The organism is Dapis hubbardiae BLCC-M172, from assembly GCF_050016015.1.
Classification (GTDB): Bacteria; Cyanobacteriota; Cyanobacteriia; order Cyanobacteriales; family Microcoleaceae; genus Trichodesmium.
In genome coordinates this window covers 1-26,620 of the sequence record NZ_JBNHEQ010000017.1, presented here as the reverse complement: position 1 = coordinate 26,620, position 26,620 = coordinate 1, and the positions used below count along the sequence as shown (strand labels likewise).

The following is a 26,620-nucleotide window of genomic DNA, read 5'->3' as shown; positions in this document are numbered from 1 at the left end:
GTTAGCACATGGCCGTTTCGCTGCGCGACATGAAACGCCCCTACGACTCCTGACTCAAGAGGCAAAAACTCGCAACTTTGCCAAGATACGCTTAGGGCTTCTATAAAGGGGATAGTCAGATATATTTATCCCTTGATTTTTCTGCTATTATTCTGCCAAAAATAATAACTTTTTGAGAGTTTTCAACTGCAAAACAGGCACTTTTTTCAACCCAAAAAGCCTAAAGTTTAAATTTATTTAGTAAACCCTAGTTATTATTTTTCTCGACTCATATTTCCTACTCCCTAAAACAATAACTGATAACTAAAATAACATGACAAATAATACTTCTATTAAACAAACATTTTTTGACCGTTGGGCATCAAGTTACGATTGGTTATTTCCATCTGTAGTTTATCAAGCTATACATAAAAGGTTGCTGGAATATGTAAATTTACCAAGTTCGGCAAATGTACTTGATTTAGGTTGTGGTACGGGAAAACTTCTCTATCGTCTTGCTATTAATTTTCCTAATCTTCAAGGTACTGGTTTAGACTTATCTCCGGAAATGATTAGTCAAGCAAATAGTCGTAATCATTATCCAGAACGTTTAACATTTTTATCAGGAAATTCTGAAGAAATGCCTTTAACGGATGAGCAATTTGATGCTGTTTTTAATACCATTAGTTTTTTACATTATCCTCATCCTCAACAGGTATTTAATGAAGTGAGTCGAGTATTACGTCCTGGTGGATATTTTTATTTAGTTGATTCTTATTTGAAATGGCAAGATGAATTTCAATATTTAGGTATTACTCCAGGAGGTTTAAACCTTTATAGTCCAACAGCTCGTGCAAAATTGGGTCAAGAAGCTGGATTAAATTTACAAGCTAATTATTACTTATTAGGAGCAGTATTACTAACAATATTTACTAAATAATAAAACTGATAAATTCTAAAAACCTAATTCCCCTTTCCCCCTGTTGATAAACAGTTTATGATCAAAAAGTGTTGGTAATTAGTAAGATAATTTTCTGCTAGGATAACTGAATATTGGCATTAAAAAGCAAATATTTCAGACAGTGAATTAATAAGCGATAAAGTGAGTAATATATTTTTACTAACTCGGCAAAAAATTAGGCTAACAAGAAATTATCTATAGGACTTACGCAAAGACAATGTATATAGTGTTCAAAACTATAACGTTATAGTTTTTTGACTCTATAATATAGTACCTCATAGTACCTCTGCCTAAGTCCCAATCTAGATAAAATAATAAACTTTTTCTAGCGAAAAAAACTAATTATATCAAATCTGGATAATTACTATAGCTAAGTCATTGCGAGTGGAACGGAGTGGAAGGTTTGCGGAGCATTCCGGAACGGATAGCAATCTCCGCACACCCCTGAGATTGCTTCCGCTTCGTCGCTGCGGACGACTGTTCAATCAGATTCTGTATTGCTAATTTTCTTTTTCTTTTGACTCCAAACACCCAATCCTGCAACGAAAATTAACCCAGTAATTAAAGTAGGTTCTGGCACAGATGTACCTGCTTGTTTTGAGAGATTACATTCAGTATTTGAGTTTTGAATAGACTGGGATGTAGTAGTAGTAAAAAATTGGGATAAATCTGAACTTTGCGCTGAATTAGTTTCTGTAGTTAAACTATTATTATTCTGAGTTGAACTTACAATAATAGCCTTTGCTGGTAACTTTTGATAAAATCCTAAACTCAAAATCAAAGTAGCAGAAATGACTGGGAAAATTTGATTTATTTTAATTACTTTTTTCTCCTAAATATCATTAAATCAGAACAAATAATAAACTGTCATTGCGACCGATAGGGAAGCATATTTTGCTTCTAATGGGTAGGTTATTTCAGTTATCAGCATCTCCTGCTGTTTGCGCAGCATTCCGTAGGAAACCAGGAGGCTTGAAAATACGGAATATTCTTTTTTTTATCCTCTTGAAAAAAGAGACTTGAAACGAAAACTTTTTGGTCAAATAAATATTTAACTAAGGTTAATGCGGGGAAAATGGTAGGTTCAAATTTATGAGTGCTATTTCAAATCCAATTCCAAACCACAGGCAAAAACTCTCCTATCCAATTTCCTACCAACCACAACGTATAACCCAAAATCAAAACCGTATAAATAATACTAAGAGGAGCATAAATAGCTAAAATAGCTTGGTCAGATGTTTTCTCAGGTGAAGGTTGACGGCGCAATAAATCAAAATAAAACAAGATAGATCGCTTCCTTAAATTATTAATTCCTGTCATTGCTACTAACAGATGATAACCATCAAAAGCATTTAATGGATTCAAATTTAACGCGACTGTCAACAAAGCAGCACTCATCAATAAATAACTATTTTGCTGCATCAAACTCTGGGGAGGAGAAGCTAATAATAACCAAACTGCCAACGACCAAATAATTATTTGAACTATTACCCCCGCTGCTACAACTAAAACTCTTTGTTTCCTTTTAACTAAAGAATATTGGTCGGAAGTATTGGTGTACATTCCGGGCATAAAACACATAAATAATAAACCAATTTCTGGCACAATACCGCCGAAATGTTTCAGAGTAAAAGCATGACCTAATTCATGCAAAAAAATTACCAACATTGAGGCAAAACCTAACTTTAATAAATTAGTTGGAGCTAAAGTCAAATCTCCCCAAACTTGTTGATGAGCAGAAACAATATCTGTGGCATAAGCTAACCATAAAAAAATTGTATGACCAAGGAAAAAACAGAGGAAAAAACCAAAAGCTTTAGTCCAAATCCAGGGTAACTTATCTAGATGTTTTTCTAACCATTCGTCAGGTTTGAACAGAGGGATTTTGAAAAATAATATTTGGGCTAAAGAGAACTTTTTCGGTGGAGGTTCCGTATCCTCCAACATACCTGTTGCTGCTAATTTTTGCAACAATTATTGAATGTCTTGGAGAGTCAAATCGTGTTTATTCGCAATGGCAGGTATTGGTCTTTTCCCTAACAGACAAATGACATTTTTATCAATATTATCTACCTGTATAAAAGTCGGATATTCAGGATTTCGTAATATCCAATAGTTGTCTGGATGTTGAATCCAATGCACCTCTGGTTTAAGTCTCATTAACATTCGGTTGTATTTTAATTATTGATAGTATCACTACTTCACTTAGTTTATCTGAATTTTTACTTAATTTTATAATTAACTATATAAATACAACCGACAAAATACAGTTAAAAATACATTTTTTACAAGTTTTTTATACTCAATTAATATCAAGCTTTAGTAAACAAAAATTAGAGCAAAATTTTTCAAATTTTCTAAATATACTTATAGAAAAAAGATGATTAATTAATTAAAAAGAGATTTATGATTACATATATATGGAAATAATACTAGTATTAAGTATTACTTTTTTATTGGCTTTTTATGACTGATAATCTCAAAAAAAATCATTAAAAATTATTAATCACCTTGACACTTAAATATTTTGTGAGTTAAATTATCCGATAATTATTTTGCCTAAATCTTGATAAACAACGGACGAAAATAAATGAGTTTTTCGTCTGATATATGTTATATGAAAGCAATCATTGAAATTGCAAAAGGAAAAACTTGTCAATCTTAATTCCCAACACAAATCAGAGGTGTAACTTATGCATTGGTCATGGAAAAAAAAAGCTAATAGCAAACAAAAACTTAAACAAAATGCTAAGGAGAAACGGAAAAAGCGCAGAAGCAAAACGTTTATTTTAGAAGAAATAATTAGTCCGAGTGTGGCATTTTGTCCGGTTCTACCAATAGATGATTCCCTGGTTTGGGATAGTGTATTTGGATTATTTACAGAACAAGAATTAGTAGCTGCAATTTTAGGCAATAATTCTGCTATAGATATTAATAATATAGATGTAGAAAGTTTATTTGAAAATTACTTTGCCAAGATTGACGAATATTTCGCAGAAAATCCTACTGAAGCTGATGCTTTTGATGTAGATAATTTCTCTACTTGGCCGACTTTGGAAGCGTTGATTAATCCAGGACAGCCAAGTGTAGAAATACCAGATGTTGGTGGAGTTGTGGGAACTTTACCACCTCCGGTAACAATACCGATAGATCCGCCGAGAAATAACTATAATCAAGATTATGACTTCCCTGTGGAAAATCAACCTTTGGTGGGAGTTATTGATACTGGGTTTAGTGGTAATAATCCCGATATTGATTATACTCGGATAACTTTGGGTAGCGATCGCCTCGACAATGACAATAACCCACTGCTTCAGTCTGGAGAAGGAAACGAACATGGTACTCATGTTTTGGGAATTATTGGGGCGACTCGCGATAATGGTATTGGTATTGACGGGATTAACGATAAAGCTCCTTTGTGGTTAGGGCGAGCCATTGGGTCTGGAGAATGGGCTGAGTCTTTGGTTGAGTTTGTGGATGATTTTAGGGAGTCTAGCCAACCGAATGCGTTGGCAAATTTGAGCTTGGATTTGACCCAGACGGACGCCGAGGGGAACGTGACGACTCGTTATGAGTTTACCCCAGAAGAACGGGCCGCCTTAGAATATGCCAGAAAGAATGGTGTTTTGATTGTTGCTGCTGCAGGTAATGATGGCGGTGTGATGTCTGTGTTGGGGCAAGCATCTCAGGAATTTGACAATATTGTTACGGTGGGTGCTGCTGATGGAGAAAATCGGGCAGCTTATTCTAGTTATGGTAATGGTTTAGATATTTTAGCTCCTGGTGGTACGGAATCATATCCTTTATTTTCCACTATTGGGGATGGTTTGGGCACGATGGCTGGTACTTCTGTAGCTACAGCTCAAATGAGTGGTGCTGCGTCCTTGGTTTGGGCAGCAAATCCAGATTTGAATTATCGTCAGGTGATTGAGATTTTGAAGTCTACCGCTAAGGATGTACAAGCACCAGGATGGGATGAAGAGACTGGTGCGGGGTTGTTAAACATTAATATGGCGATGGAGTTGGCAAAAGTTACTACACCCCAGGAGTATGAAGTTCCTTCAATTCTAATTCCTGAAACTTGGAGTGGTGCAGGTCAAGTTATTCCCGGTGAACGAGCAGTACAAATCCATACTACAGGCAATTTTAGTGGAACAGTGACTGCCACCATTGGTGCAAATCTTCGCTCTGGTCCAGGAACTAATTATAATCGTGTTGGTAGTGCAAACTATCAACAACAACTTCAGTATGATGCGTGGCAGAAAGGGGAGTATATTAGTTATCCTGGTTTGGGTTCAGACGATCGTTGGTATCGGATTGCGGGTACAGATCAATGGATTTCGGCAGCGATTACAACAGGTGAGCCTCCTGCTGTCCAAATACAACCGCCACCAACCCAACCATCCCCACCCGATCCTATTCCTGATGTTCCGATCAATTCTAATTCACCTAACTATCGAAGTGGGCCAGTAAACCCGTTTGCTTACCACTGGATCGGGCAATGTACTTGGTACACTTACGGGCGAATGCTTGAAACAGGTTTGTTACCCGCAGCGATAAAAAATAATGCCTTATTCCGTGGCAATGCCTGGGAGTGGAAGGGAGATGCACAGAAAGTGGGTTTACCGATTACTTCTACCCCAACTCCAGGCGCACGAGGGATTGTTGTCTGGCCACCCAATGTGAAAGGAGCAGGTAGTGTTGGTCACGTTGCTTTCCTCGAAGAAGTGTATCCTGATGGTCGGGTTCGGATTACTGAAGCAAACTGGCCTACAGGAAGTTGGATTAAAGAACGGATTCTCACTCCCGCTCAATATGCTGGTCTTTCATTTGTCCGATTGGAAAATGCCCAAACTAATAACTATTCCGCTCCTCCCGCAACTCCTGGACAAAATCGGCAGTACATTGTTCGTCCTAATGATAATCTTTGGAATATTGCTCAACGGGAGCTTGGTGACGGCAACCGTTGGCGGGAAATAATGAAAACGCCCAACGGTAGTACGTTTACCGAAGCTGAAGCACTGAATTTACAAGTGGGTCAGTCTGTGTATCTGCCAGTGAGTTATCAGACAGGTACGGGTCAACCAATTACTCCTCCTCCTTCTTCTAATCCACAACCATCTTCTCGCTATCAAGTCAAAGCAGGAGATACGCCATCTGATATTGCTCAAGATTTGCTAGGAAATGCTAGTCGTTGGCGTGAAATTATTCGGGAGTCAACCGGAAGGCAGTTAACTGATGCTGATACTACGAATTTGCAAATTGGGGAATGGTTGATTTTGCCTGGGGGAAATAGTGGAGACGGCAATAACCCACCTCAACTGCAGCTACCTCGAACTGGTGGTGGTACTCATGTTGACCAACTTAAACAGACGATTAATACTCTTGAGAAGGAAATTGACGAGATTAACAGTCAAATTCTCGATAAGCAGAACGAAATAAAGAAAAAAGAAGAAGAAATCAAGGATAAAGAGTTTTGGTTGTGGTCTTGGTTGCCTTGGGTAAAAGACGAAATTAATGAATTAAAAGATGAAGTTACTCAACTGCAAAGCGAAATTTCTGAGCTTGAATCTAAGAGGGATACTAGGGAACAAGAACGACAGAATGCCTCTAAAGAGTTGGAACAAATCGCTAAAATTCCCGATCCTTGGCAGGAGATAGCGAGTCCTTATATTTCCCTGCTAGTTGAAGCTTTTGCCAGCCTAGAAATTAGAAATCCCCTTGTACTTGCATACGCTGCGGCTACTATCGGGTATGAATCAAGCTGGAATCCAGAGGCACAAAACACAACTGATGATGCTGCTAAAACGGGATATCCAGGGGCTGGTTTGGCTCAGATAACGTGGAAAGATAATTACCAAAAGGTTTCAGACTTGACTGGAATTGATTTTGTTAATCATCCCGAGTATATGTTCGATCCTCTTAAGTCTTTGAAGGCAAAAGCAGCATTCTACAAAATGAATAATATGATCCCCCTAATAGAAGCAGGGTATTATGAAAGTGCGGCTGGTCTTTATAATTCTGGCAAGAAACAATTTCGATCTGATTACACTGCAAAAGTGGCTGCAGCTGTTCCTGAGTGGATAGAAGTTTTTAGCTAATTTTGCACAGACAATAGTAGTCGTAGGGTGCGTTAGGCGGCTATCATCTACAAAAATAATCACTTAACCTCAAAACTGCGCCGTAACGCACCTTCTTTACCAAAAATTCACCCTGTCAATGGTGCGTTACGCGGGAACAAAATTAACTTGACTACCCCATAATTAAATTACCCCGCTTTTCATGTTGCGCAGCAAAACGCACCCTACCTTGAAGGCGAACGATTTATTTGTAGGGGCGATTCGCGTAATTAGGAGCATTCCGGAACGGAAATCGCCCCTACAGATGGTGTATGATTTAATATTTTGCGTAAGTCTTATTGCCGAAATTAACGCAATTTAAGAATTTCAGCAGTTATAGCTAAACTCTCTTCATACAAAACCTCTCGTCCCCAACGTTGTAGCTGTTGAGCCATCAAATATTCTGCCTTCTGATCGCTTAAAGCACTAACTTGCTCTGTATGACAAGACTGGGCATTACCACCTGACTCTAATCGCATACAACCAGTGGTTTCAGAACACAAAATAGTACAACAACCTGCATTGGGATTACTAGAGTCTAAACGCAGTCCCACTAAATCTCCAGGAATTTCACCATAGTCAGCAGTAGGAATTGCTGCCAATTCTGCTAAAATTTCCTTGTCGTTAGGAGTGGTGAACTTAATATGGATGATGTCATAATCACCACCAGTTTTAGTATAAGTTGTAGGTTGCCAATCAAGACGACTAGCGAACCAACCTAAAAACATTAATGCTTGTGCTGGGTTCCCTTTTTCATAGTCAAGAGTAATTGTATCAATTTGACTCAGAGAAGCACGACGCTCTGGCGGATCAAATGTAGCAGCAGTTAATTCTTGCCATGCAGACAGACGATGCCAATTTAAGTCGGCAATATATGTTTTATCCTCAACCAACTCCTGCATTTTGAGAAATTCTGATTCTGAATCGCTAAAGTAAGATGAATCGAGAATAATACAGTTGCTAGTTTTGCATAGACGAGCGAAAAGTTCTTGTTCTGGGTTGGGGGTAGCTTTCCACCAAACAAACTTGGGTAGATCGGGAATCATTAATGATGTTACGACATCACTTACCCGTTCTAATGCTTCTTTAGTTCCGCGTAGGGTAATATATTCACAACAAATTAGTGAAGACTGCTTTTTCTGAACTGGACAGTAAGCAGAAACTTGAGCTGTTACCCCTGTATCTTCTCCGAAGGTAGGACACAATGTAATAACTCGACAGGGATTTTGATCTGCGATAACATCACTTATACTAAATCCTCTGACATCTATATTAGAGAATTGCTTTTCTTCTGGTGATTTGGTAGCCCACTCTGAGCGTAATTTGGCAAGAGTTTCAGAGTCTACTCTACCTGTAATTGGTAATCCATAAGCTTTTTGAGCTTCCTTAATAGCTTCACGAGCTGCTGTTCCATTAATACCGTCTATTTCACCTTTGTAGAATCCCAAACCAGCCAAAAGTTGCTGGAATTCTTCGGGTTCGTAGATTACCATGCTGAAAGTTGCTGCTCTGGTAGCAATGGAAGCTGACTTACCTCCACTTTGACTGAGCCAGATTTTATTTAGTTCTGCCTCAATTTCACCGAGAGAGATATCTTTTGGTTGTTGTAAGGCAACAAGTGTTGTACTCATTTTTAGTAAATGCTTAAGTTCTTTGGTGATGCTTGCGTTAAACCTGGTGGTTATTAAGTAGGCTTCTTTTTCCTAACAAAAATTTCTACATAATGAGAAATCTAATAGTCAAAAGTTAAACCCCTATATCATATCAAATCTGGTAGTATCGGTATAAAAAAGCAGAGAAACCGGGTTTGTATAAAATGTCCTTGTACGGACGTTGCACAGGCAAAAATGCGTTTTCCGTTCCGGAATGCTCCGCTTTCCATGTCACGCAGTGAAACGTCCCTACCATTTACCTCCTACAAACCCGGTTTCTTGTTACCCCGATTTTTCGGGAACCGTACCAAGCGGATTTGATATAACAGTTCTAAATGTAACTTGTTAGTTATCAGTTAAAAGTTGGTTATAATACTTCCCAAAGGGTATTAGTTATCAGTAACCAGTCATGTTGTCAGTTGAATTTAAGGAAATTACTTGTTTACAACTACTAAAAACTGATCGCTGATAACTGATAACTGATAACTGATAACTGATTTAAAGTCGGCGCCAACGACGACCATCTCGGTTGAGCAACAGTTCGGCTTCGACTGGTCCCCAACTACCTGCTTCATACAAAGGTATTACTTCTGGTGGAGCGGGAGCATCCCAGATACTCAGTATTGGTGTTAATGCTCGCCAAGATGCTTCTACTTCGTCGCCACGAGTAAATAGGGTTTGGTCTGCTAACATACAGTCTATTAACAATCGACTGTAAGCATCTGTACTGGGCTTACCAAAAGCTGTATCGTAACGGAAATCCATATCTACTGAGCGAGTTCGCAGAGAACTACCTGGTGTTTTAACTTCAAAGCGCATCGATATCCCTTCATTCGGTTGGATGCGCAAAGCTAATACGTTAGGGTTAGCTTGTTTAGCTGCGGACTGGAACATCAGATATGGCACTTCTTTAAACTGAATTGCGATTTCTGACACTTTTTTGGGCATCCGTTTGCCAGTGCGCAAATAAAATGGTACTCCTTTCCAACGCCAGTTATCAACATTAAGTTTCAGTGCTGCATAAGTAGGTGTGGTGGAGTTAGGATCTGCTCCTCCTTCTTCCCGATAAGCTGGAACATTTTTACCTTTCATCCAACCTTGGGTATACTGACCGCGAATTGCCGAATATTCGAGGTGTTCTAAATCTGCTAGACGGGTTGCCTGAACTACTTTTACTTTTTCGTTGCGAATACTATCAGCATCTAAGGAATTAGGAGGTTCCATTGCTGTGAGGGAGAATAGCTGCATCAGGTGGTTTTGTACCATATCCCGCAGGGCGCCTGATGTTTCATAATATCCAGCACGTCCTTCTAATCCTACTGTTTCTGCAACAGTAATTTGCACATTATCAACAAATTGACGATTCCATAGGGGTTCAAAAATGGCATTAGCAAATCTAAATACCATTAAGTTTTGAACGGTTTCTTTCCCTAAATAGTGATCGATGCGATATATTTGCTCTTCGGGACAAACTTGACGCACAATTTTGTTGAGTACCTGAGCTGAACTGAGGTCTCTACCAAAGGGCTTTTCAATTACTAATCTGTGCTTTTTAGGATCGGCTAACATTCCGGCTGCCCCTAACTGTTGAGTAGCTTCTCCAAAGTATCGGGGAGCTACAGACAAGTAAAATACGCGATTACCTCGCGTACCCCTCTCTTCGTCCAGTTGACTCAAAAGTTCTTTGAGTTTTTGATAATCTTCTGGTTTGTCTATGTTACCAGGGCAGTAAAAAATCCCCTTGGCAAAATCATTCCATAGTTCTTCAGATTGTAAGCCACCACCAAAGTCTTCTACTCCTGTCCGCATTTGTTCACGGAAGTAGTCATGGCTCCATTCTCGGCGTGCCACTCCAACTATTGTTAGTTCAGGGGGAAGTCTCCGTTCTAGCTTCATTTGATATAATGCTGGAACGAGTTTTCTTTGGGTTAGATCGCCGGATGCACCGAAGATTACTAAAATCTGTGGTTCGGGAATCCGGTCTTGTTGTAATCCAACCCGCAGAGGATTTTCTAATAATGCTACCATCTATGTTTACTCCTTCTAATTAATTACTATAGAAGCTTTTTTGTTTTTGTTGAAGTGTCTGGTTTTTTTGATTTAATCAAAAATTTAGCTATTTGTTTACTATGAATCTTTGTATAGTTCATAAAAATGTCAAATATGACTAATCCTCCTGCATTGCAGGCGTTATCCTGACGCTCGTGTTAGCGCAGCTCTGACCCAGGAGGCACTACAACACCACGCCAGTTGCGTGACTGTCGGGAGACCCGCCCAACGCACTGGCTTCTCTATCCCATGGTCAAAGACATTTGGGACTGCTTTTTTCATTATGTTTAGAGAACCGTTCACTTTACTCATTGATTAATCCTTTGTTGGCAGTACGATTGCATTCCTCTTTGTCTTGATGCAGTCGCTCATGGGGGAAACCCCCTTTGGCGGCGCTGCATCGCTTTACTCTTTTCGGTGAAAAGTTGACTCTTCTTTTCTGACCTTTTTTGTAAACTGGAATCAAATCATTATCTATAAAACTTGATGCGGAGGTATAAGATTCTTCTGTAATAATCACATCTATCCCTACCATCTTGGCTTGATAAGATAACATTTCAATTAACTTTTTATAGGGAACAGATACAAAATTTTGATTATTTATTTTCCCTAAATTTATCTTCTGCTTCCACTCTTCATTGTGCCCAATTATCAGAGTTCCTCTGCATCTGATTAATTAAAGTATCAATAATCAAACGAGATGCAATACGCGTATTGGATCATTAATTTTAAATTCTCTTTTTAACATAAGCTTTTTCAGTCTCAGGCTTGATTGATTTTCCCGAAGTTCAGATTGTAGTAAGCTTTTAATTTTATTATAGTATTGATTTATAGATTTTAAGGGTCTGCCATTTATCACTCTTGGGTTTGATTCCGGCACCCTTAAAAGTTTCGGCTGTCGCCGACATGAAAATGTAGCTAAATTGTTTAACCCAATATCAATACTGGCGCAACGATTTTTCTCTAGGTCGTATTGTTTTTCGCATTTCTCATAAACTACCTCAATTACATAATGGTTAAGTCTAGGGACGAGACGAACTTGTTTAAGAGCGTGAAGTAGGCACTAATGTTTTTAGATAAATGCCTGTTTTACTGGGATTAATAATTCCTTGTTTTAGTTGCCTCTTGCTGATAGCTTGTTTAGTATAAACTATAATATTTATTCGGTGTTATTTTATTTTTAGATCCACCGAAGAGGAGGACGAGATTTAAACTTTGATGGATTCTCTTTAAAAACTTCGTTCACGGCTAAAAAGCAATTCATGTGTTTCTATCTAGTATCATCAATATTTGTTGAGATACTCGATTCTGGCATTGCTTGATAGTCTGCTTGAGTAGAAAGTGTTTTTTGTAGGTCATAGTAGGATAGATTTTTCTTTTCAAATATCCAAGAGGTCCGAACTAAATAATTAGAATAGTTATAGAGATTTTTCGACAAGAAACACAGCCGGTCAATTTCAGCATAAAACCGATGTGTTGGTTGAATAATATGTCTCTCAACTAATTTCATAAATCAAGGAGTTAAAATTACGATTAGGCTCTGAGAATTTATTAGTTTTTATTTGATTTAAACCCCGTTCTTAAGGGTGTCGAGGATTATTAAATTTTGTCAAATATTTAGTAGCTATGCATGTACCAATAAACGAAGATATTTGACTATATATGACTATGTTTATGTACAATGTTTATTATACCAAATTATTCAATAATTCAGCGTATTTAACTACATTAAGTAAGTCAGTTATGAATAAATGCAACTTACTAGGGCGGGTTTTTAGGACTACATTGCTAATTTTTTAAGGCTTTCAGCTAAACCCGCCCTTAGAATTTTTTAACGTTTAATTCGACTTACCTAATACTTAATTCCCATTGTAGGTCATCAGTCAAACCTTACTTTTTTTTGTTTTGGCTGATGAAATCAGATTTATTTAACTTGAAACAGGTGCTAATTTTTTAACTTTTTCTTCTAGGGAGTTGATTAGGGAAGTAAAAGGTTTGATAAATTTGTCGATCCCTTCTGCTAGGAGTTCGTCCATTACTTGGTCAATATTGATATTAATCTCAGGATCTTTGAGACTTTCTATGACTTCTTTTGCTGCCTCAAAGTTTGTCTCAACTCGGTTGTCAACATGACAATGGTCAACACAAGCATCTATGGTTTGGGGAGGCAAGGTATTAACTGTATCAGGTCCAATTAATTCGTCAACATACATTACATCACTATAGGCTGGATTTTTGGTACTGGTGCTTGCCCATAACAGTCTTTGTACTTTTGCGCCTTTTGCTGATAAAGCTTTCCAGCGATCGCCTTGAATTATTTTTTTGTATTCTTGATAGGCAATTTTGGCATTAGCGATCGCTACTTTTCCTTTGACTGTTTCTAGTTTTGCCTTGACAGTTTCATCTGCTACATTCTTGAGTTTTCCATCAATTGTACCATCAATATTACTATCAATCCTACTGAGAAAGAAACTTGCTACAGAAGCTATCTTACTAATATCCTCTCCTTTAGCAGCTCTAGCTTCTAAACCTTCAATATAAGCCCAGGCTGTATTTACATAGCTTTCTACGGAGAAAAGCAAAGTGACATTTACATTTATCCCTTCACTAATAACTCGCGTTACTGCTGGTAAACCTTCTGGTGTACCTGGAATCTTAATCATTAGGTTTTCGCGACCAATAGCAGTATAATAACGAATTGCTTCGCTGATGGTACTTTCTGTATCTTTAGCAATAGTTGGTGGAACCTCTATACTAATATAACCATCTAATCCATTAGTCTGTTCATAAACTGGCATGAAAATATCGCAAGCATCACGAATATCCTTAAATACAAGAGACTCGTATATTTCCATCACTGACTTACCAGCACTGATACCAGCTTCAATATCTGCATCATAGATAGCATTACCAGCGATCGCCTTTTCAAATATCGCGGGATTAGAAGTAATACCACGAATCCCTTTCTGGACAATCATACTCTTGAGTTCCCCAGACTCAATAATATTGCGACTCAGATTATCCATCCAGATACTCTGGCCTAGGTTTTCTATTTCTAGCAAATGATTAGTTGTCATAGCTATTACCTTAATTCCTACTATGTTTTGTTGGAGTTTTTTGTACTTTTAGATACTTCTCAAGAATAACTAAGCTGTTATGTGCTACTGCAGGTCTTCAAAACTTCTTTATTATTGAGGTGTTGCAGAAGTGAAGTCTATATACAATTTGTATTCTGCTTGCAAAAACTCTAACTCTACAACCTAATTCAAGTTGTTAACCTTGATTAGAAATACGTTTTTGCTCTTTAACAAAAGACTCAACAAGTGCCACGTCTTCTTTACTACCAATAACCAATGGCGTCCGTTGATGAAGTTCTTCTGCTAATACATCTAATATTTCTTCTGTTCCTGTACTAGCTCTACCACCAGCTTGTTCCACTAAATAAGCCATTGGAGCTGATTCATATAGTAGACGCAATTTTCCTTCTGGCTTTTTCACTGTACCTGGGTATAAAAATACCCCACCTTGGTATAAAATTCGATGAAAATCTCCCACTAATGCACCACCATAACGGGCGGTATAACCTTCATGGCGATGAACATAGCGGATATACTCCCGCATAGAATCATCCCACTGCCAAAAGTTACCCTCATTCACACTATAAATTGGGCCGTGATCTGGAATTTTGATATCCTCATTAGCAAGGATAAATTCACCTAAGCTAGGGTCAAGAGTAAATGCGTGAACCCCCCGGCCAATTGAATACACCAACATTGTGCTAGGGCCATATAAAATATAACCAGCAGCAATTTGTTTACGTCCACTTTGAAGTAAATCTCTAGCGGAACCATCTTCATCATTGCCTTCTTGTTGGCGAATTGAGAAAATAGACCCCACATTGAGATTAGTATCTAGATTAGAGGAGCCATCTAGAGGATCGTAAAGCAAGGTATAGCGACCAATTGGGCAATTTTCTGGAATGTAATAGGGTTTTTCCATTTCCTCGGATGCCAAGCGACAGACAAGGCCACTTTGCTTAAATACCGAGATAAATACATCATTGGCATAAATATCCATCTTTTTGACGGATTCTCCCTGGACATTGACTGTGCCAGTAAACCCTAAAGCATTTTCGACTAATCCAGCGCGGGTTAGACGACGAGCGATTAATTTGCCTGCCAAAGCAATTCGATTCATTAAGGCGCTGATATCTTGAGCATCTGGTGAGAAGCTCTGAAGTTGCTGTAGGACATGACGTGATAAGGTTGTACAATCACGGTCTAATGCTTGTGTTTCCTCCAGACGAATGTGGAGGTCTTCCCCAGTTTGGGCATTTACCATATCTATAAAATTCCTCCATCTTGAATAGCTCCAGCCAATAGGCTAGTTGCAAAGGCAACTTTAGTTCTATTCTGGATATGCCTAGGGTCTATTCTATTTGGGCTTGAGCGGGAGGTTGCTCTTCTTTAATATGAACTTTAGATAGTAGCGGAAGTCAAATTTTAGGAGTCAGAAGTCTTTTCAGTTATCAGTACCTCCAGTTAAAGCAAATATTTCCTTTTTTATCGCCTTAAAAGAGGAAGCTTGAGACCAAAATTTTTCGGTTAAAATTATCTATAATTTTCTGAAAAAGTCTAGTCGTAGGGGCGATTTTCGTTCCTGAATACTTCGTAAACGCGTAATTAGGAGCATTCCGTAGGAAATCGCCCGTATAGGAGTGAGGTGGGAATATACAGCGCTTCCCGCTGTTATGAGGTACAAAATTTTAGGTTTGAGGGAACACTTAACTGGTATGGAGGGAATAGGTATGGAGGGAACAGGTATGGAGGGAATAGAAAAGAATAAAAACAACTGTACCTCATAGCTTCGGAAACTGCTGTAATTTGGGAATATTTGCTAATGGCTAAAGATGAAAGATTTTTTTATAACGAATTAATATGATATGAAATCTGCTGTATTTCAAAAAAAAAGTTTGTGTTATCTACTAAGAAAAATATAGTAGTAACACAAACTTTAATATTATTTAGGAATAAGAATTAAACAGTTATATAAAATCTTATTCGTCAATGATATCCTAACCCTGGTATTTAAAATAAAAGCCTAATGCAACACCCAATAATTTTACTTGTGGGGTGATAATAATAGGTATCATTTCCCGCATAAATGGCTTATCTGATTTTGGAGAAATAGATGCTAAAAAAACCATAAGATAAGTAATCCCTAACGAGCTACAAAAAAATACTAAAAGTTTGTCAGCTATATTTTTTCTAGTCTTTTCCTGTTCTACTTTTGCCCATTTATTTATGTGTTTCTTATGTTCATGGCTTAAGTCTTTAATAGTTTTAATAATTGAAATTTATTTTAAGATTACTATCTAGAGTCAATTGAATATACTTAAGACTTATCCAAAGACACTATATATAACCCCTAACTGTATCTTTGAAATTGATTTTCCTTTCTAGAACCTGAGCGATCGCCCTCGAAACTATTTTTAGTTGAATAAAAAGTCATGTATATAAGCAGGTGATACCATTCAAGCTTTATGATATCAGAATTTTTGTGAGGATGCAACTGAAAATCCTTTGACGCGCGATTTTTTTCAGGAGCTTAAGAAAATGCAAATGTTTGTGCTTTTGCACTAGGCAGGTATTAATGGAAAGATTTGATGAGAGAAAAATCAGTATTTGCCTGAAGCTTCACAAGATGAAAATATTTTTGGTATTGCTCCATTGAAAAATTTTGAATCTGAGCGATCACAAAGCGGAACGGAGTTCTATCGCCTTCTTAGTAACTAAATTTAGTTGAATAAAAAGTCATGTATATAAGCAGATGGTAGCATTTAAGCTTTATGATATCAGAATTTTTGTGAGGATGCAACTGAAAATCCTTTGACGCGCGATTTTTTTCAGGAGCTTAAGAAAATGTAATTAACAATTACCTCTATCTTGATAGATTGGATATGGTTAGATAACCCATCCATCCCATTCTACTCATACTCCGCAAGACCGCTTTTTCCCCTTAAAAAGGGAGGCTTTAAACCCGAATTATTTAATTATTAATTATTCGTTATTAATTATGCCTTCTATAATAAATGTTGTTTTCTAGCTTCTCCTGTATCTTTAATCTTTATTGGCTTGAAGATATTAATATACTGTTTAAACCCGAATTTAATATGATATGTTAACCATCTTACCTTTACTAATTTTATTAGTCTTAATAGCATTACTATCTGCCAGTCTAAAAATGAATTATGAATACCAGAAATCTGTAATTTTTAGACTAGGAAGATTGAGTTATGTTAGAGGACCAGGGATATACTTAACAATTCCCATCATCGACCAAGTAAAACAAGTAGATCGACGAACTATTACTGTAGATATTGAATCCCAAGATACAGTCACAAAAGATAGTGTTACTGTTGGTGTTAATGCGGTTCTTTACTATCGCAGGAGGCTGGCTAATAGCTGACCGCTGTTTGCGCAGCATTCCGCAGGAAATGCTTACCTCATAACCGGGTTTCTTGGGGTAAGTTCTATTCATTCAACTTCATAATCAACAGTAATTTTATCTGCCAAAACTGGCTTAATCAAAGTCTGAATAATTTCTTGATGAAGAGGATTTTTGGCATAAGCATCAAGAGCAGCTTTATCCTTAACTTGAACTACTAAAACATTTTGAAACCCTTGAGAAAGTTCTGAGAAATTATCCCCACAAGATAAATCAATTATTTCTGGAACTTTCCCTTTCATTCCTTTCAAAGCCGACATAACTGAGGTAATAGTTTCCGGTGAAGTATTTGGTTGCCACTTGAATAAAACTATATGTACTATCATCTAAATAAATCCGTCAAAAAATCCGTTATATTTTAACATAAATTGAGGTACAGCTATAGCAAATTTCAGTTGTAAATTTGCTACTAAATTATGCAATTTATTAGATTAGAGATTTTGTCAGACAAACTGGCAAAAAAGTCTATGGTTTGAGTTTACTAAATAGTAGGCGATCGCTTTAGTTTTTTAACTATCTTTGGGAAAAAGACGAACTTTGGGAAAAAGACGAAATTAGGATTAGGCAAACTGATAGTAATTTCATAAAATGTTGATACTAGCTCATCTAAACTAAAATTTTGTGCAAAACTTTCCCCCTCTCTTTGCAGGAGAGGGGTTGGGGGAGAGGTCTTCATTAACTCAAATTTACCCACATTTTAAAGCTAGACATTCTATTAGATTGAGTTTTTTTGGATGATAATGATAAGTAGAGCGGAAGGATAAAAATTTATTAATAATTTGGCTAGTTTAGTAGACGATTTTACCTTCAGTAATTAAAAAAAAACATAGAAACCGAGTTGATATTAAATGCTCCACCATACTAATATAGCAATCCTATTTTCTTTGTGTATAAAAACCTTACCGCTTTTAGGGAACAGGCACTATTGCTACAGGCGGGAGCTTCAAGTTTTTTATCTACTTTTTGATTGGTCAGGATCTATTTAGGATTGCTATATCTACCTCCCATCAACCCGGTTTCTTATAATTTATATTAAATGCTCTACCATACTAATATCTACCTCCCATCAACCCGGTTTCTTATAAAATTCCTTGTCAAGCAGATTTGATATAATAATTAATGATTATTAATTGTTTGATAAGTATCTATAGCATTATAGCAATTCCCAAGAAGCGTGAGGTACAAAATTCGTTTGTTTTAGGGAACACTTAACTGGGAACACTTAACTGGGAACAGGGAGATAAGGAATAGAAAAGAAATTAAAGAGCTTGTGTACCTCATAAGGTTGAGAAACGCTATAAATTGATATTATACTACTATAAAAAAGTTTTAGGACATTAATAAAATTGAAAGCCTTGACAGCTAATATTTTTAAATTGAAGGGAACACTTAACTGGGAACACTTAACTGGGAACAGGGAGATAAGGAATAGAAAAGAAATTAAAGAGCTTGTGTACCTCATAAGGTTGAGAAACGCTATAAATTGATATTATACTACTATAAAAAAGTTTTAGGACATTAATAAAATTGAAAGCCTTGACAGCTAATATTTTTAAATTGATCTGATAACTGATAATTTAATGCTTAAAGCTTATACTATATAGAAATTGAAAATTATAATTTGTTAACTAAAGATTAACTGTTGATTAAATAACTTATGAACGAAAAGATTTACACCAACTACCGCCTACAATTGCCAGACCAAGAAATTATTGGTACTCTCATAGTTCGTGATGGTAAAATTGCCGAAATTCAACCAGGAATTGTTAATATTGGTCAGAATGGGGAAGGAGAATATTTAATGCCTGGATTGATAGAACTGCACACAGATAATTTAGAAAAATGTATGTCTCCTCGCCCTGGAGTTAAATGGCCTTTAACAGCAGCATTATCATATCATGACCGAGATGTAATTAGTTCTGGAATTACTACAGTTTGTGATGCAATTTCTATTGGAGATATTAAACCAAATTCTGTTCGAGTCAAAGATTTTGGTGATATGATTGAAGCTATTTTTGATAGGCAAAAATCTGGGAAACTTCTGACAAACCATCGTCTACATTTACGCTGTGAACTTTCTTTTGAAAGTGTATGTAATGTTGTGGAAAAATATGCAACTAATCCTATTCTTTCTCTGATGTCTTTAATGGATCATACTCCCGGTCAAAGACAATTTGTTAGTCTGGAAAAATACAAAGAATATTATATGGGAAAACATGGAGTTAGCGAAGCAGAAATGAATGACTTTATTACTTATCGTCAGGAAACTCAAAAACAATATGCTCCTAAAAATCGTCAAGCATTAGTTGACCTAGCAAAGCAACAAAAAATTTCTCTAGCTTCCCATGATGATGCAACAATAAATCATGTTAAAGAAGCTGTAGAAAATGGAGCAGTATTAGCTGAATTTCCGACAACTTTTGCTGCAGCAAAAGCAGCTCATAATTCTGGATTACAAGTTTTAATGGGTGCGCCGAATTTAGTATTAGGAGGTTCCCATTCTGGCAATGTATCAGCAATGGAATTAGTAGAGCAAAATTTAGTTGATGTAATTTCTTCAGATTATGTACCTCGCAGTTTATTACAATCTGTTTTTTTAATTAGTCATAAAACTGATAAACCTGTATATGAAGCGATGAAGTTAGTTACAAGTAATCCGGCTAAAACTATTAATTTGTTTGAGGATAGAGGAAGTTTGGAAGTTGGCAAACGTGCCGATCTAATTACAGTGCATGATGATGGAATTGTTCCCCATTTAACTTCAGTCGTTATTAATGGTCGTCGTGTTGCTTGAACTGTTATTACTTTGTAAGATTATTTGGTCAAATTAATATTATCCCTGGCAAAATTTCACAACTAATCTTGGAATTTATATAGTAATTTGGTTCTATTTCTATCTCAAAATTCACTTAATAATTCTTACCCAAACTAGAATTTTACTGATAGCTATTATCTTCCGCCACCCTGGTTAGTTTATCTAAAATCTAAAAACTATAACGTTATAGTTTAACAACCTTCGGCTGGAAGTCAGTCCTCAGTCCTCAGTCCTCAGTAGAATTTTTTGGGCGCAGGCTCCGTGGCTGGAAACCTTATCGGGTATAAATCCCCACCGTCACCCGCTGTGTCGGCCATTGGTTGGGGTTTGAGTCCCCACGAACATTGATTCTCTCTCCAGAATTATTGTCTCCTGACTCTTTCTTCAATTAATTATCAACCTGTAAGAAGCCGAGCGCCACCCTGGTTAATTTATCTAAAATCTAAAAACTATAACGTAATAGTTTAATTAATTATCAACCTGCAAGAAGCCGATTGCCACCCAGGCTAGTTTATCTAAAATCTAAAAACTATTACGTTATAGTTTAACAGCCTTCGCCTGGAAGTCAGTCCTCAGTCCTCAGTCCTCAGTAGAATTTTTTGGGCGCAGGCTCCGTGGCTGGAAACCTTATCGGGTATAAATCCCCACCGTCACCCGCTGTGTCGGCCATTGGTTGGGGTTTGAGTCCCCACGAACATTGATTCTCTCTCCAGAATTATTGTCTCCTGACTCTTTCTTCAATTAATTATCAACCTGTAAGAAGCCGAGCGCCACCCTGGTTAATTTATCTAAAATCTAAAAACTATAACGTAATAGTTTAATTAATTATCAACCTGCAAGAAGCCGATTGCCACCCTGGTTAATTTATCTAAAATCTAAAAACTATAACGTAATAGTTTAATTAATTATCAATTAAAATCAAACCATACCATTTCTTTCTAATAATGCACTTAATAATTCTTACCCAGACCAGAATTTTACTGACAGCTGTTATCTTTTATTAAGTGTAACTTCATAGAGAAATGGTATTACTAAATGAACTGCAAAAAACAATCCAAAAATCACGGTATAATTTTGACCTGCCGTCACAAAAATCAGCAACAAATCTGCTGAATAAACTCCTAATAACTAATTTTTTTTCAGAACTCCCTAACACAAAATCAACATGAAACTAGATATTGAGACAATCCTCAAAATTCTCTCCTTCAAAGGTCATTACCAATATGGTCAAGAACCTATTAGTCAACTAAAACACGCCCTCCAATGTGCCACTTTAGCAGAACTAGCAAAAGCTAATAATGAACTAATTGTAGCTTGCTTATTTCATGACTTCGGACATCTAGTTCACAACCTAGGAGAAGATGCAGCAAAAAAAGGTATTAACGACCATCATGAATATCGTAGTATCAAGTATTTAAAACATTTATTTGGAGAAGCTGTCACAGAACCAATTCGCCTTCATGTTGAAGCTAAACGTTATCTTTGTGCAACAAAACCTAACTATTTTGCAACTTTATCTCCAGCTTCTAAACGAAGTTTAGAATTACAAGGTGGAGCATTTTCTACTGATGCTGCAGCCGAATTTATTCAGCAGCCTTATGCAGAAGATGCAGTACAATTAAGAATTTGGGATGACCAAGCTAAAATTGTTGGCATGAAAACCCCTAATTTAAAATACTTTACTCAAATAATCTATCAAATTATCATTTAATCTATCAAACTATCATTGTTAGTAAGATTGCCAATATTATGAATAATAAATTTTGCTTGAATTGACTAGCAATAATAAATTAAATTCTCCAGATCCTCTCTCTGACAAGGGTAAGTTTTTGACAATAAAGGGAAAATAGGATAAGACTTGGTAGGAAAGTAGACAAGGAAGTACAAACGCCGGAAAATTCAAACTTATAAAAATTTAGTTATCTATGAAGGAAGCATTTAATCCACCAATGACAATTGCTTTTTTCTCCCTTGTCTTCCAAGTCTTCTTTGCCGTCCAAGTCTAGTCATAACCAGAAAGTAAAAAACTTCCCCTTATGAACCTTTCAAGGGGATAACAAAGGAAATTTATGATTTTTTTTTCTTCAGTTTCAGCCACCTGAATTACCGTAAAATTAAGGTATAATAACAATTTGATGAATGTTTGCTACCAATACTTCGGGTACTTCTTAGGAGTCACGATTCAGGAGTCGTATGGGAATAGGTTTTATCTACTTTATTGTATCTTAAATTATCTTTTTCCTTCAATATAAGTTCCCGATAAAATATTTTAATACTGCTTATTATCTAAGCATTCAGCAGTCAGCGGTCAGCAATCAGCTAATAGGTTAATTACAATTAGAGTTGATAACTAGAGCTAGTCGCTATTGTGCTTCAATTCTCTAGTTAAAAATATAGTAGTATAGTATAAATTAAGCAAATGTTTGCTTTATTGATTAAAAAGCTGTTAACGAAGTTCGGACCTAGGAGGCTAGCTAATAGCTGAAGGCTTACCTTATTATTCGTAACATTCTTTTTTCAAATTGGTATAAATTATCTCCATTCATGGAGAAAAAAGAAAAAAAAATTAGCCAATCCTCTTATTTGTAACAAGAAGTAATTAGGGCTTGCTAAATAAGTCTCTTGGTTGAGGTAGGGAGTAGGGAGTAGGGAATAGTGAAGAGTCAAGAGAAACAGGGAGTTGTAGAAGAGGTAAAAAGAAAAATTATCCCTTGATGCAACCGGACTCAACTCTTACCGAAATATTCTGGTTTAAAGCCTCCCCTTGGATAGGGGATAATAAATAAAAATTTTCCTGTTCGTCAATCCTCTTATTTTTAAGGGAGAGGTAATTCGCGCATTCTTAATTCTTGAATACCATACTCACTTTTTCAGCCATATCAGCTCCCAATCTCGTACTTTTTCCGAACTTCAAAATGGTAAAACCTTTATATGTAAATGCTTTGATATTTAATCAGCAAACCCTAATTATTAATTGTTAATTATTAATTATTGAATACTCCCTAAAACAAATGAATAATTTCCCAAAAATTACCCATATTATCTACGACCTAGACGGTTTACTTCTAGATACAGAATCAATTCATGCTCAAGTAAATACTGAAATAACAAGCCGTTACGGCAAAATTTTTGACAAACATATTAAATGTAAAATTACTGGTAGAAAATCTATCGATTCTGCAAGAGCAATTGTAGAACTATTAGAACTACCTGTAACTCCCAAAAATTATCTTCAACAAAGAAATAGTCTCACATATCAACGCTTTCCTGAAGCCAAACCAATGCCAGGTGCAGTTCGCCTTACTCAACATTTATATAATAATAAAATTCCTCAAGCTGTAGCCACCAGTTCTTCCCGTGAACCATTTAATTTAAAAACAAAAAATCATCAAGAATGGTTCCAATTATTTGATTATATTGTTGTTGGAGATGACCCAAATCTTAAACGTGGAAAACCAGCACCAGATATTTTCTTAATAGCTGCTGAAAGATTAGATGTTTCCCCAGAAAACTGTTTAGTATTTGAAGATTCTTTAGCAGGAATGGAAGCAGCCTTAGCCGCCCGAATGTCCGTAGTTGTTGTTCCCGATCCTGATATGGATAAAAACTTATTTCATTCTGCCCATCAAATTCTCAATTCCCTCACAGAATTTGAACCACACTTATGGCAACTACCATCATTTTTATCAAAAATATAGCAATTCTGTTTAAGTTGTAATATTTTGATAGTAGGGTCGTTACGGCCGTTTACCCATACTGGAGTCAAGAGTCATAATTTCAAAGCTTTTCAGTTAAAACTGACTATTAGACATCTCCAATAATCAAAAATAAAATCAATTATCGCACATAAATCATCAATTATTTTCCTCTACTCCCTACTCCCTCTTTTCTGGAGATGTCTATCTATGATCAAAATTATTGCTACTTTCTACTGCCTAAACATAAAAATTGTCACTACTCCCTACTCCCTACTCCCTACTCCCTAAGAGTGATAGTATATCTGAAAAATAGTTTTTTATTTATATAAACCAACTAAAATAATCATGGTATTTACTAAACCTATTCGTTTTGTTTACTCCATATTCGGCTTTACTCTTCCGATTGTGGGAGCTTTCATACTTTTACAACAACCACTTAATGCTCAATCTGAGGAGAGTTTAGAGTCAGAAAACTCTTCTCCTATTCCAGTTCAACCAATACAACCCACCCAACCTGAAAATGCTCGTCCTTTAGATCCACAGAATAGTCTTCTCAGTCTTCAGGGTGGACAACGCCTAATGAGCGAAGCTGACAATGCCATTGCTTCCGAGAATTATGACTTAGCTAACCAGAAACTACAAGAAGCTCGTCAAATATTTAATCAACTTTCTAATTTCCATACTCAACTAGCTGCTAGTTTTTCTGGTATTGATAATCGTTTAGCAGATGACCAAAGGACTAAAGCTTTGAACACTGCCCAAATGAGAGACCAAGCTACTTATCAGTTAGCCCTTGTCCACCGGGCGCAAAACCAACCAGAATTAGCAGTACCATTACTGGTTCAAATTATTAGTTCTCAGCAACCCACTCGTGATTTAGGAAAAAAAGCTTACCAGCAGTTACTAGAGTTAGGATTTGTGGATATTCCCTATCCTAGATCTTCTGGAGATGACCAACCTCCTGCCTCACCCCAATCTCTTAATTAAAATGTAGAATGACAATACTTTTACAGGGGAAAAATTATGAATCTACAGCAAGTTGAGGCAATGATTAAAGATAAGTTGCCAGATGCTCAGGTAGAAGTCCAAGACTTAACAGGGGGTGGCGACCACCTACAGGCCATCGTTGTTTCCTCTGAGTTTGAGGGAAAAACTCTCGTGAAACAACATCAAATGGTTTATGCTGCCGTACAAGAGCAAATGGCCTCTGAAGCCATCCATGCTTTAGCTTTGAAAACCTATACTCCTGAAGAGTGGAAAGCAGCAGGACAAAGTGCTTAATTTTTGCTTTTAGGTTACAAAGCAAACAGGATTATTTGGCTACATCAGCCATAATTAACTAATTCTCATAATTTGCCATCAAACATCAGGCAAATTAATAGTATCTATAATCAAAAAGCGATCGCCTATCACTTAAGCATATCAAACCATAGATCTGGGTTAGATAAATGGTGAATGCCGATCGCTTCTATGACCGTCTACTAAGGAAATAAACATGACTCTAGCTCCAGAATTAAAAGCAAAAATTGATGACTTAGTTACTAAAAATAAAATAATGATTTTTATGAAGGGTAATAAGTTGATGCCTCAGTGTGGTTTCTCTAATAATGTGGTGCAAATATTGAATATTTTAGGAGTTTCCTATGAAACTTACGATGTATTAGAAGATCCAGAAATTCGTCAAGGGATTAAAGAGTATTCTAATTGGCCTACAATTCCCCAGGTTTATGTTGATGGAGAATTCCTGGGAGGCTCTGATGTAATGATTGAAATGTACAATAACAAAAAAGATGAGCTAGAGCAAAAGCTAGCAGTTGCTTCAGCTTCCTAGAAATCTCAATATTTACAAGTCTAAAATTATAAAAAATGAAGGGTATGTCATAATGCCCTTCATTTTTTATGTCTACTATTATATTTTTAGAATTTTAGACCTGTAATTTAACTAGCTATCAGGTTTTAGAGATAGGGGTTAAAATCTCCTGCAAACCCAAGCACCGGATGCTTGAGGTAGGGTTGAAATTCCCTTCTTGGAGCTTAAAAAAATAATCCGACTGATTACTTAGTGCTTACTCCTTCTTTAATAGTAATCTACTTCTGGTTGAGTTTGTAATGGCATTTCAAAATTTGAAGGGTCATATATGTAGCGGGTCGTTTCTTCCTCCAGTCTATTAATTAAAAATGGTTCGATCGCCTTAGAGATTCTCAAGGATGCTAGGTAGCCATCTAAATATATACGCATCTCCTCATAGCGATAACCACGGTTCCACATTTCGACGAGGGCGTCGGTTAGTTTTTGATAGTGGCGGATTGTTAGAGCGTCAGTTAACATTGCTTTTTTGTTCTCAGGATTAATGGTTATATTTTTTATTAGAACCTAGTTTTAGGTTAATGTTATTTTCTTTTTAATGCAACTTTTACTATTTGTTTTTGAGATTAGTCTGAACCAAGTATCAACTTGGTATTAAACATTACAAAAACACTTGTATGTGGGCAATTTTTCTACTCTTGATATTCTACTACTTCTATTTTAAAACAATTTCCGGAAGCTTTTCAAATCTCTAGTAGAGTTAGGAATATATTTATTTCGAGTTTATCTTCTGTCTACAATAGATTTATCCTATGTTCCGTTAATCTTAGCCAAAAATCTCAAAATCTAGACTTGGAAAAAATCTAAAATATGTGATACAGCAATTCCCAAAAAGCGTGAGGTACAAAATTTTAGGTTTGAGGGAACACTTAACTGGGAACAAAAAGACAAAAATACAACTGTACCTCATAAGCTTGGGAAACGCTATAGCAATCCTCCGCATATTTGTGGCAAAAATCTTACTGCTTTTTAG

The 26,620-nt window shown here is 36.5% G+C and carries 21 protein-coding genes; 9 read left to right on the top strand and 12 right to left on the bottom strand.

The genetic code is table 11. The annotated features are described in order from the left end of the window. Positions 1-313 precede the first annotated feature (313 nt). Entirely contained in the window at positions 314-919 is a 606-nt protein-coding gene (locus tag ACP6PK_RS02295) for a class I SAM-dependent methyltransferase (RefSeq protein ID WP_426557397.1), read from the top strand. Between the two features lie 502 nt (positions 920-1,421). On the opposite strand, the gene ACP6PK_RS02290 is transcribed toward ACP6PK_RS02295, so the two are convergent. The 3 genes from ACP6PK_RS02290 to ACP6PK_RS02280 form a co-directional block, all read right to left on the bottom strand. Then, a complete protein-coding gene (locus tag ACP6PK_RS02290; RefSeq protein ID WP_426557395.1) occupies positions 1,422-1,715 on the bottom strand; it encodes a hypothetical protein in 294 nt (97 codons plus the stop codon). Between the two features lie 329 nt (positions 1,716-2,044). Then, positions 2,045-2,914 (bottom strand): M50 family metallopeptidase, encoded by an 870-nt coding sequence (locus ACP6PK_RS02285; protein WP_426557393.1) that lies wholly within the window; start codon positions 2,912-2,914, stop codon positions 2,045-2,047. Beyond that, positions 2,915-3,106 (bottom strand): hypothetical protein, encoded by a 192-nt coding sequence (locus ACP6PK_RS02280; protein ID WP_426557391.1) that lies wholly within the window; start codon positions 3,104-3,106, stop codon positions 2,915-2,917. A 527-nt stretch (positions 3,107-3,633) separates the two neighbouring features. On the opposite strand from ACP6PK_RS02280, the gene ACP6PK_RS02275 reads away from it, so the two are divergent. Beyond that, positions 3,634-7,041, top strand: coding sequence for a S8 family serine peptidase (locus ACP6PK_RS02275; RefSeq protein WP_426557389.1), 3,408 nt, complete (start codon positions 3,634-3,636; stop codon positions 7,039-7,041). Positions 7,042-7,367: 326 nt separating this feature from the next. Here ACP6PK_RS02275 and opcA read toward each other — a convergent pair whose 3' ends face one another. The 7 genes from opcA to fbp all read right to left on the bottom strand — a co-directional run bounded on the left by opcA (position 7,368) and on the right by fbp (position 15,101). Then, positions 7,368-8,690 (bottom strand): glucose-6-phosphate dehydrogenase assembly protein OpcA, encoded by a 1,323-nt coding sequence (gene opcA, locus ACP6PK_RS02270; protein ID WP_426557387.1) that lies wholly within the window; start codon positions 8,688-8,690, stop codon positions 7,368-7,370. A 519-nt stretch (positions 8,691-9,209) separates the two neighbouring features. Next, positions 9,210-10,739: a glucose-6-phosphate dehydrogenase gene (gene zwf / locus ACP6PK_RS02265; RefSeq protein ID WP_094675787.1), complete on the bottom strand. Its 1,530-nt coding sequence runs from the start codon at positions 10,737-10,739 to the stop codon at positions 9,210-9,212. A gap of 325 nt (positions 10,740-11,064) precedes the next feature. Continuing rightward, the gene (locus ACP6PK_RS02260) at positions 11,065-11,412 is read right to left on the bottom strand and encodes an IS200/IS605 family accessory protein TnpB-related protein (protein WP_305778156.1); all 348 of its coding nucleotides are present in this window, start codon (positions 11,410-11,412) and stop codon (positions 11,065-11,067) included. A gap of 39 nt (positions 11,413-11,451) precedes the next feature. Next, complete coding sequence (locus tag ACP6PK_RS02255) at positions 11,452-11,766, bottom strand: transposase (protein ID WP_426557401.1); 315 nt, start codon at positions 11,764-11,766, stop codon at positions 11,452-11,454. A 264-nt stretch (positions 11,767-12,030) separates the two neighbouring features. After that, positions 12,031-12,270, bottom strand: coding sequence for a hypothetical protein (locus ACP6PK_RS02250; protein WP_426557385.1), 240 nt, complete (start codon positions 12,268-12,270; stop codon positions 12,031-12,033). A 418-nt stretch (positions 12,271-12,688) separates the two neighbouring features. Continuing rightward, positions 12,689-13,837 (bottom strand): transaldolase, encoded by a 1,149-nt coding sequence (tal, locus tag ACP6PK_RS02245; RefSeq protein ID WP_426557383.1) that lies wholly within the window; start codon positions 13,835-13,837, stop codon positions 12,689-12,691. A gap of 196 nt (positions 13,838-14,033) precedes the next feature. Further along, positions 14,034-15,101 (bottom strand): class 1 fructose-bisphosphatase, encoded by a 1,068-nt coding sequence (gene fbp / locus ACP6PK_RS02240; RefSeq protein WP_094675779.1) that lies wholly within the window; start codon positions 15,099-15,101, stop codon positions 14,034-14,036. Between the two features lie 1,836 nt (positions 15,102-16,937). On the opposite strand from fbp, the gene ACP6PK_RS02235 reads away from it, so the two are divergent. Further along, on the top strand, positions 16,938-17,228 hold the full coding sequence (locus ACP6PK_RS02235) for an SPFH domain-containing protein (RefSeq protein ID WP_426557380.1): 291 nt from the start codon (positions 16,938-16,940) through the stop codon (positions 17,226-17,228). A gap of 68 nt (positions 17,229-17,296) precedes the next feature. On the opposite strand, the gene ACP6PK_RS02230 is transcribed toward ACP6PK_RS02235, so the two are convergent. Further along, positions 17,297-17,593 (bottom strand): Dabb family protein, encoded by a 297-nt coding sequence (locus ACP6PK_RS02230; protein WP_426557378.1) that lies wholly within the window; start codon positions 17,591-17,593, stop codon positions 17,297-17,299. A gap of 1,331 nt (positions 17,594-18,924) precedes the next feature. Here ACP6PK_RS02230 and phnM point away from each other — a divergent pair. From phnM to grxD, 6 genes are all read left to right on the top strand, one after another. Continuing rightward, positions 18,925-20,061, top strand: coding sequence for a phosphonate metabolism protein PhnM (phnM, locus tag ACP6PK_RS02225; RefSeq protein WP_426557376.1), 1,137 nt, complete (start codon positions 18,925-18,927; stop codon positions 20,059-20,061). 1,186 nt (positions 20,062-21,247) lie between these two features. Next, the gene (locus ACP6PK_RS02220) at positions 21,248-21,793 is read left to right on the top strand and encodes a phosphonate degradation HD-domain oxygenase (RefSeq protein ID WP_426557374.1); all 546 of its coding nucleotides are present in this window, start codon (positions 21,248-21,250) and stop codon (positions 21,791-21,793) included. A 1,300-nt stretch (positions 21,794-23,093) separates the two neighbouring features. Further along, entirely contained in the window at positions 23,094-23,780 is a 687-nt protein-coding gene (locus ACP6PK_RS02215) for an HAD-IA family hydrolase (RefSeq protein WP_426557372.1), read from the top strand. A gap of 345 nt (positions 23,781-24,125) precedes the next feature. Then, positions 24,126-24,767 (top strand): tetratricopeptide repeat protein, encoded by a 642-nt coding sequence (locus ACP6PK_RS02210; RefSeq protein WP_094674807.1) that lies wholly within the window; start codon positions 24,126-24,128, stop codon positions 24,765-24,767. A 33-nt stretch (positions 24,768-24,800) separates the two neighbouring features. Beyond that, positions 24,801-25,061, top strand: a complete 261-nt coding sequence (locus tag ACP6PK_RS02205; RefSeq protein ID WP_426557399.1) for a BolA family protein — start codon at positions 24,801-24,803, stop codon at positions 25,059-25,061. A gap of 214 nt (positions 25,062-25,275) precedes the next feature. Then, complete coding sequence (gene grxD, locus ACP6PK_RS02200) at positions 25,276-25,611, top strand: Grx4 family monothiol glutaredoxin (protein WP_094674803.1); 336 nt, start codon at positions 25,276-25,278, stop codon at positions 25,609-25,611. Between the two features lie 246 nt (positions 25,612-25,857). On the opposite strand, the gene ACP6PK_RS02195 is transcribed toward grxD, so the two are convergent. Continuing rightward, entirely contained in the window at positions 25,858-26,109 is a 252-nt protein-coding gene (locus tag ACP6PK_RS02195; protein ID WP_094674801.1) for a DUF6761 family protein, read from the bottom strand. Between the last annotated feature and the right edge of the window lie 511 nt (positions 26,110-26,620).

What these genes read in the sequence shown, in the direction of transcription:
- ACP6PK_RS02295 (WP_426557397.1), top strand. Translation starts at nt 314, where the DNA reads ATGACAAATAATACTTCTATTAAACAAACATTTTTTGACCGTTGGGCA.
- ACP6PK_RS02280 (WP_426557391.1), bottom strand. Translation starts at nt 3,106, where the DNA reads ATGTTAATGAGACTTAAACCAGAGGTGCATTGGATTCAACATCCAGAC.
- ACP6PK_RS02275 (WP_426557389.1), top strand. Translation starts at nt 3,634, where the DNA reads ATGCATTGGTCATGGAAAAAAAAAGCTAATAGCAAACAAAAACTTAAA.
- opcA (WP_426557387.1), bottom strand. Translation starts at nt 8,690, where the DNA reads ATGAGTACAACACTTGTTGCCTTACAACAACCAAAAGATATCTCTCTC.
- zwf (WP_094675787.1), bottom strand. Translation starts at nt 10,739, where the DNA reads ATGGTAGCATTATTAGAAAATCCTCTGCGGGTTGGATTACAACAAGAC.
- ACP6PK_RS02250 (WP_426557385.1), bottom strand. Translation starts at nt 12,270, where the DNA reads ATGAAATTAGTTGAGAGACATATTATTCAACCAACACATCGGTTTTAT.
- tal (WP_426557383.1), bottom strand. Translation starts at nt 13,837, where the DNA reads ATGACAACTAATCATTTGCTAGAAATAGAAAACCTAGGCCAGAGTATC.
- fbp (WP_094675779.1), bottom strand. Translation starts at nt 15,101, where the DNA reads ATGGTAAATGCCCAAACTGGGGAAGACCTCCACATTCGTCTGGAGGAA.
- ACP6PK_RS02235 (WP_426557380.1), top strand. Translation starts at nt 16,938, where the DNA reads ATGTTAACCATCTTACCTTTACTAATTTTATTAGTCTTAATAGCATTA.
- ACP6PK_RS02230 (WP_426557378.1), bottom strand. Translation starts at nt 17,593, where the DNA reads ATGATAGTACATATAGTTTTATTCAAGTGGCAACCAAATACTTCACCG.
- phnM (WP_426557376.1), top strand. Translation starts at nt 18,925, where the DNA reads ATGAACGAAAAGATTTACACCAACTACCGCCTACAATTGCCAGACCAA.
- ACP6PK_RS02220 (WP_426557374.1), top strand. Translation starts at nt 21,248, where the DNA reads ATGAAACTAGATATTGAGACAATCCTCAAAATTCTCTCCTTCAAAGGT.
- ACP6PK_RS02215 (WP_426557372.1), top strand. Translation starts at nt 23,094, where the DNA reads ATGAATAATTTCCCAAAAATTACCCATATTATCTACGACCTAGACGGT.
- ACP6PK_RS02210 (WP_094674807.1), top strand. Translation starts at nt 24,126, where the DNA reads ATGGTATTTACTAAACCTATTCGTTTTGTTTACTCCATATTCGGCTTT.
- grxD (WP_094674803.1), top strand. Translation starts at nt 25,276, where the DNA reads ATGACTCTAGCTCCAGAATTAAAAGCAAAAATTGATGACTTAGTTACT.
- ACP6PK_RS02195 (WP_094674801.1), bottom strand. Translation starts at nt 26,109, where the DNA reads ATGTTAACTGACGCTCTAACAATCCGCCACTATCAAAAACTAACCGAC.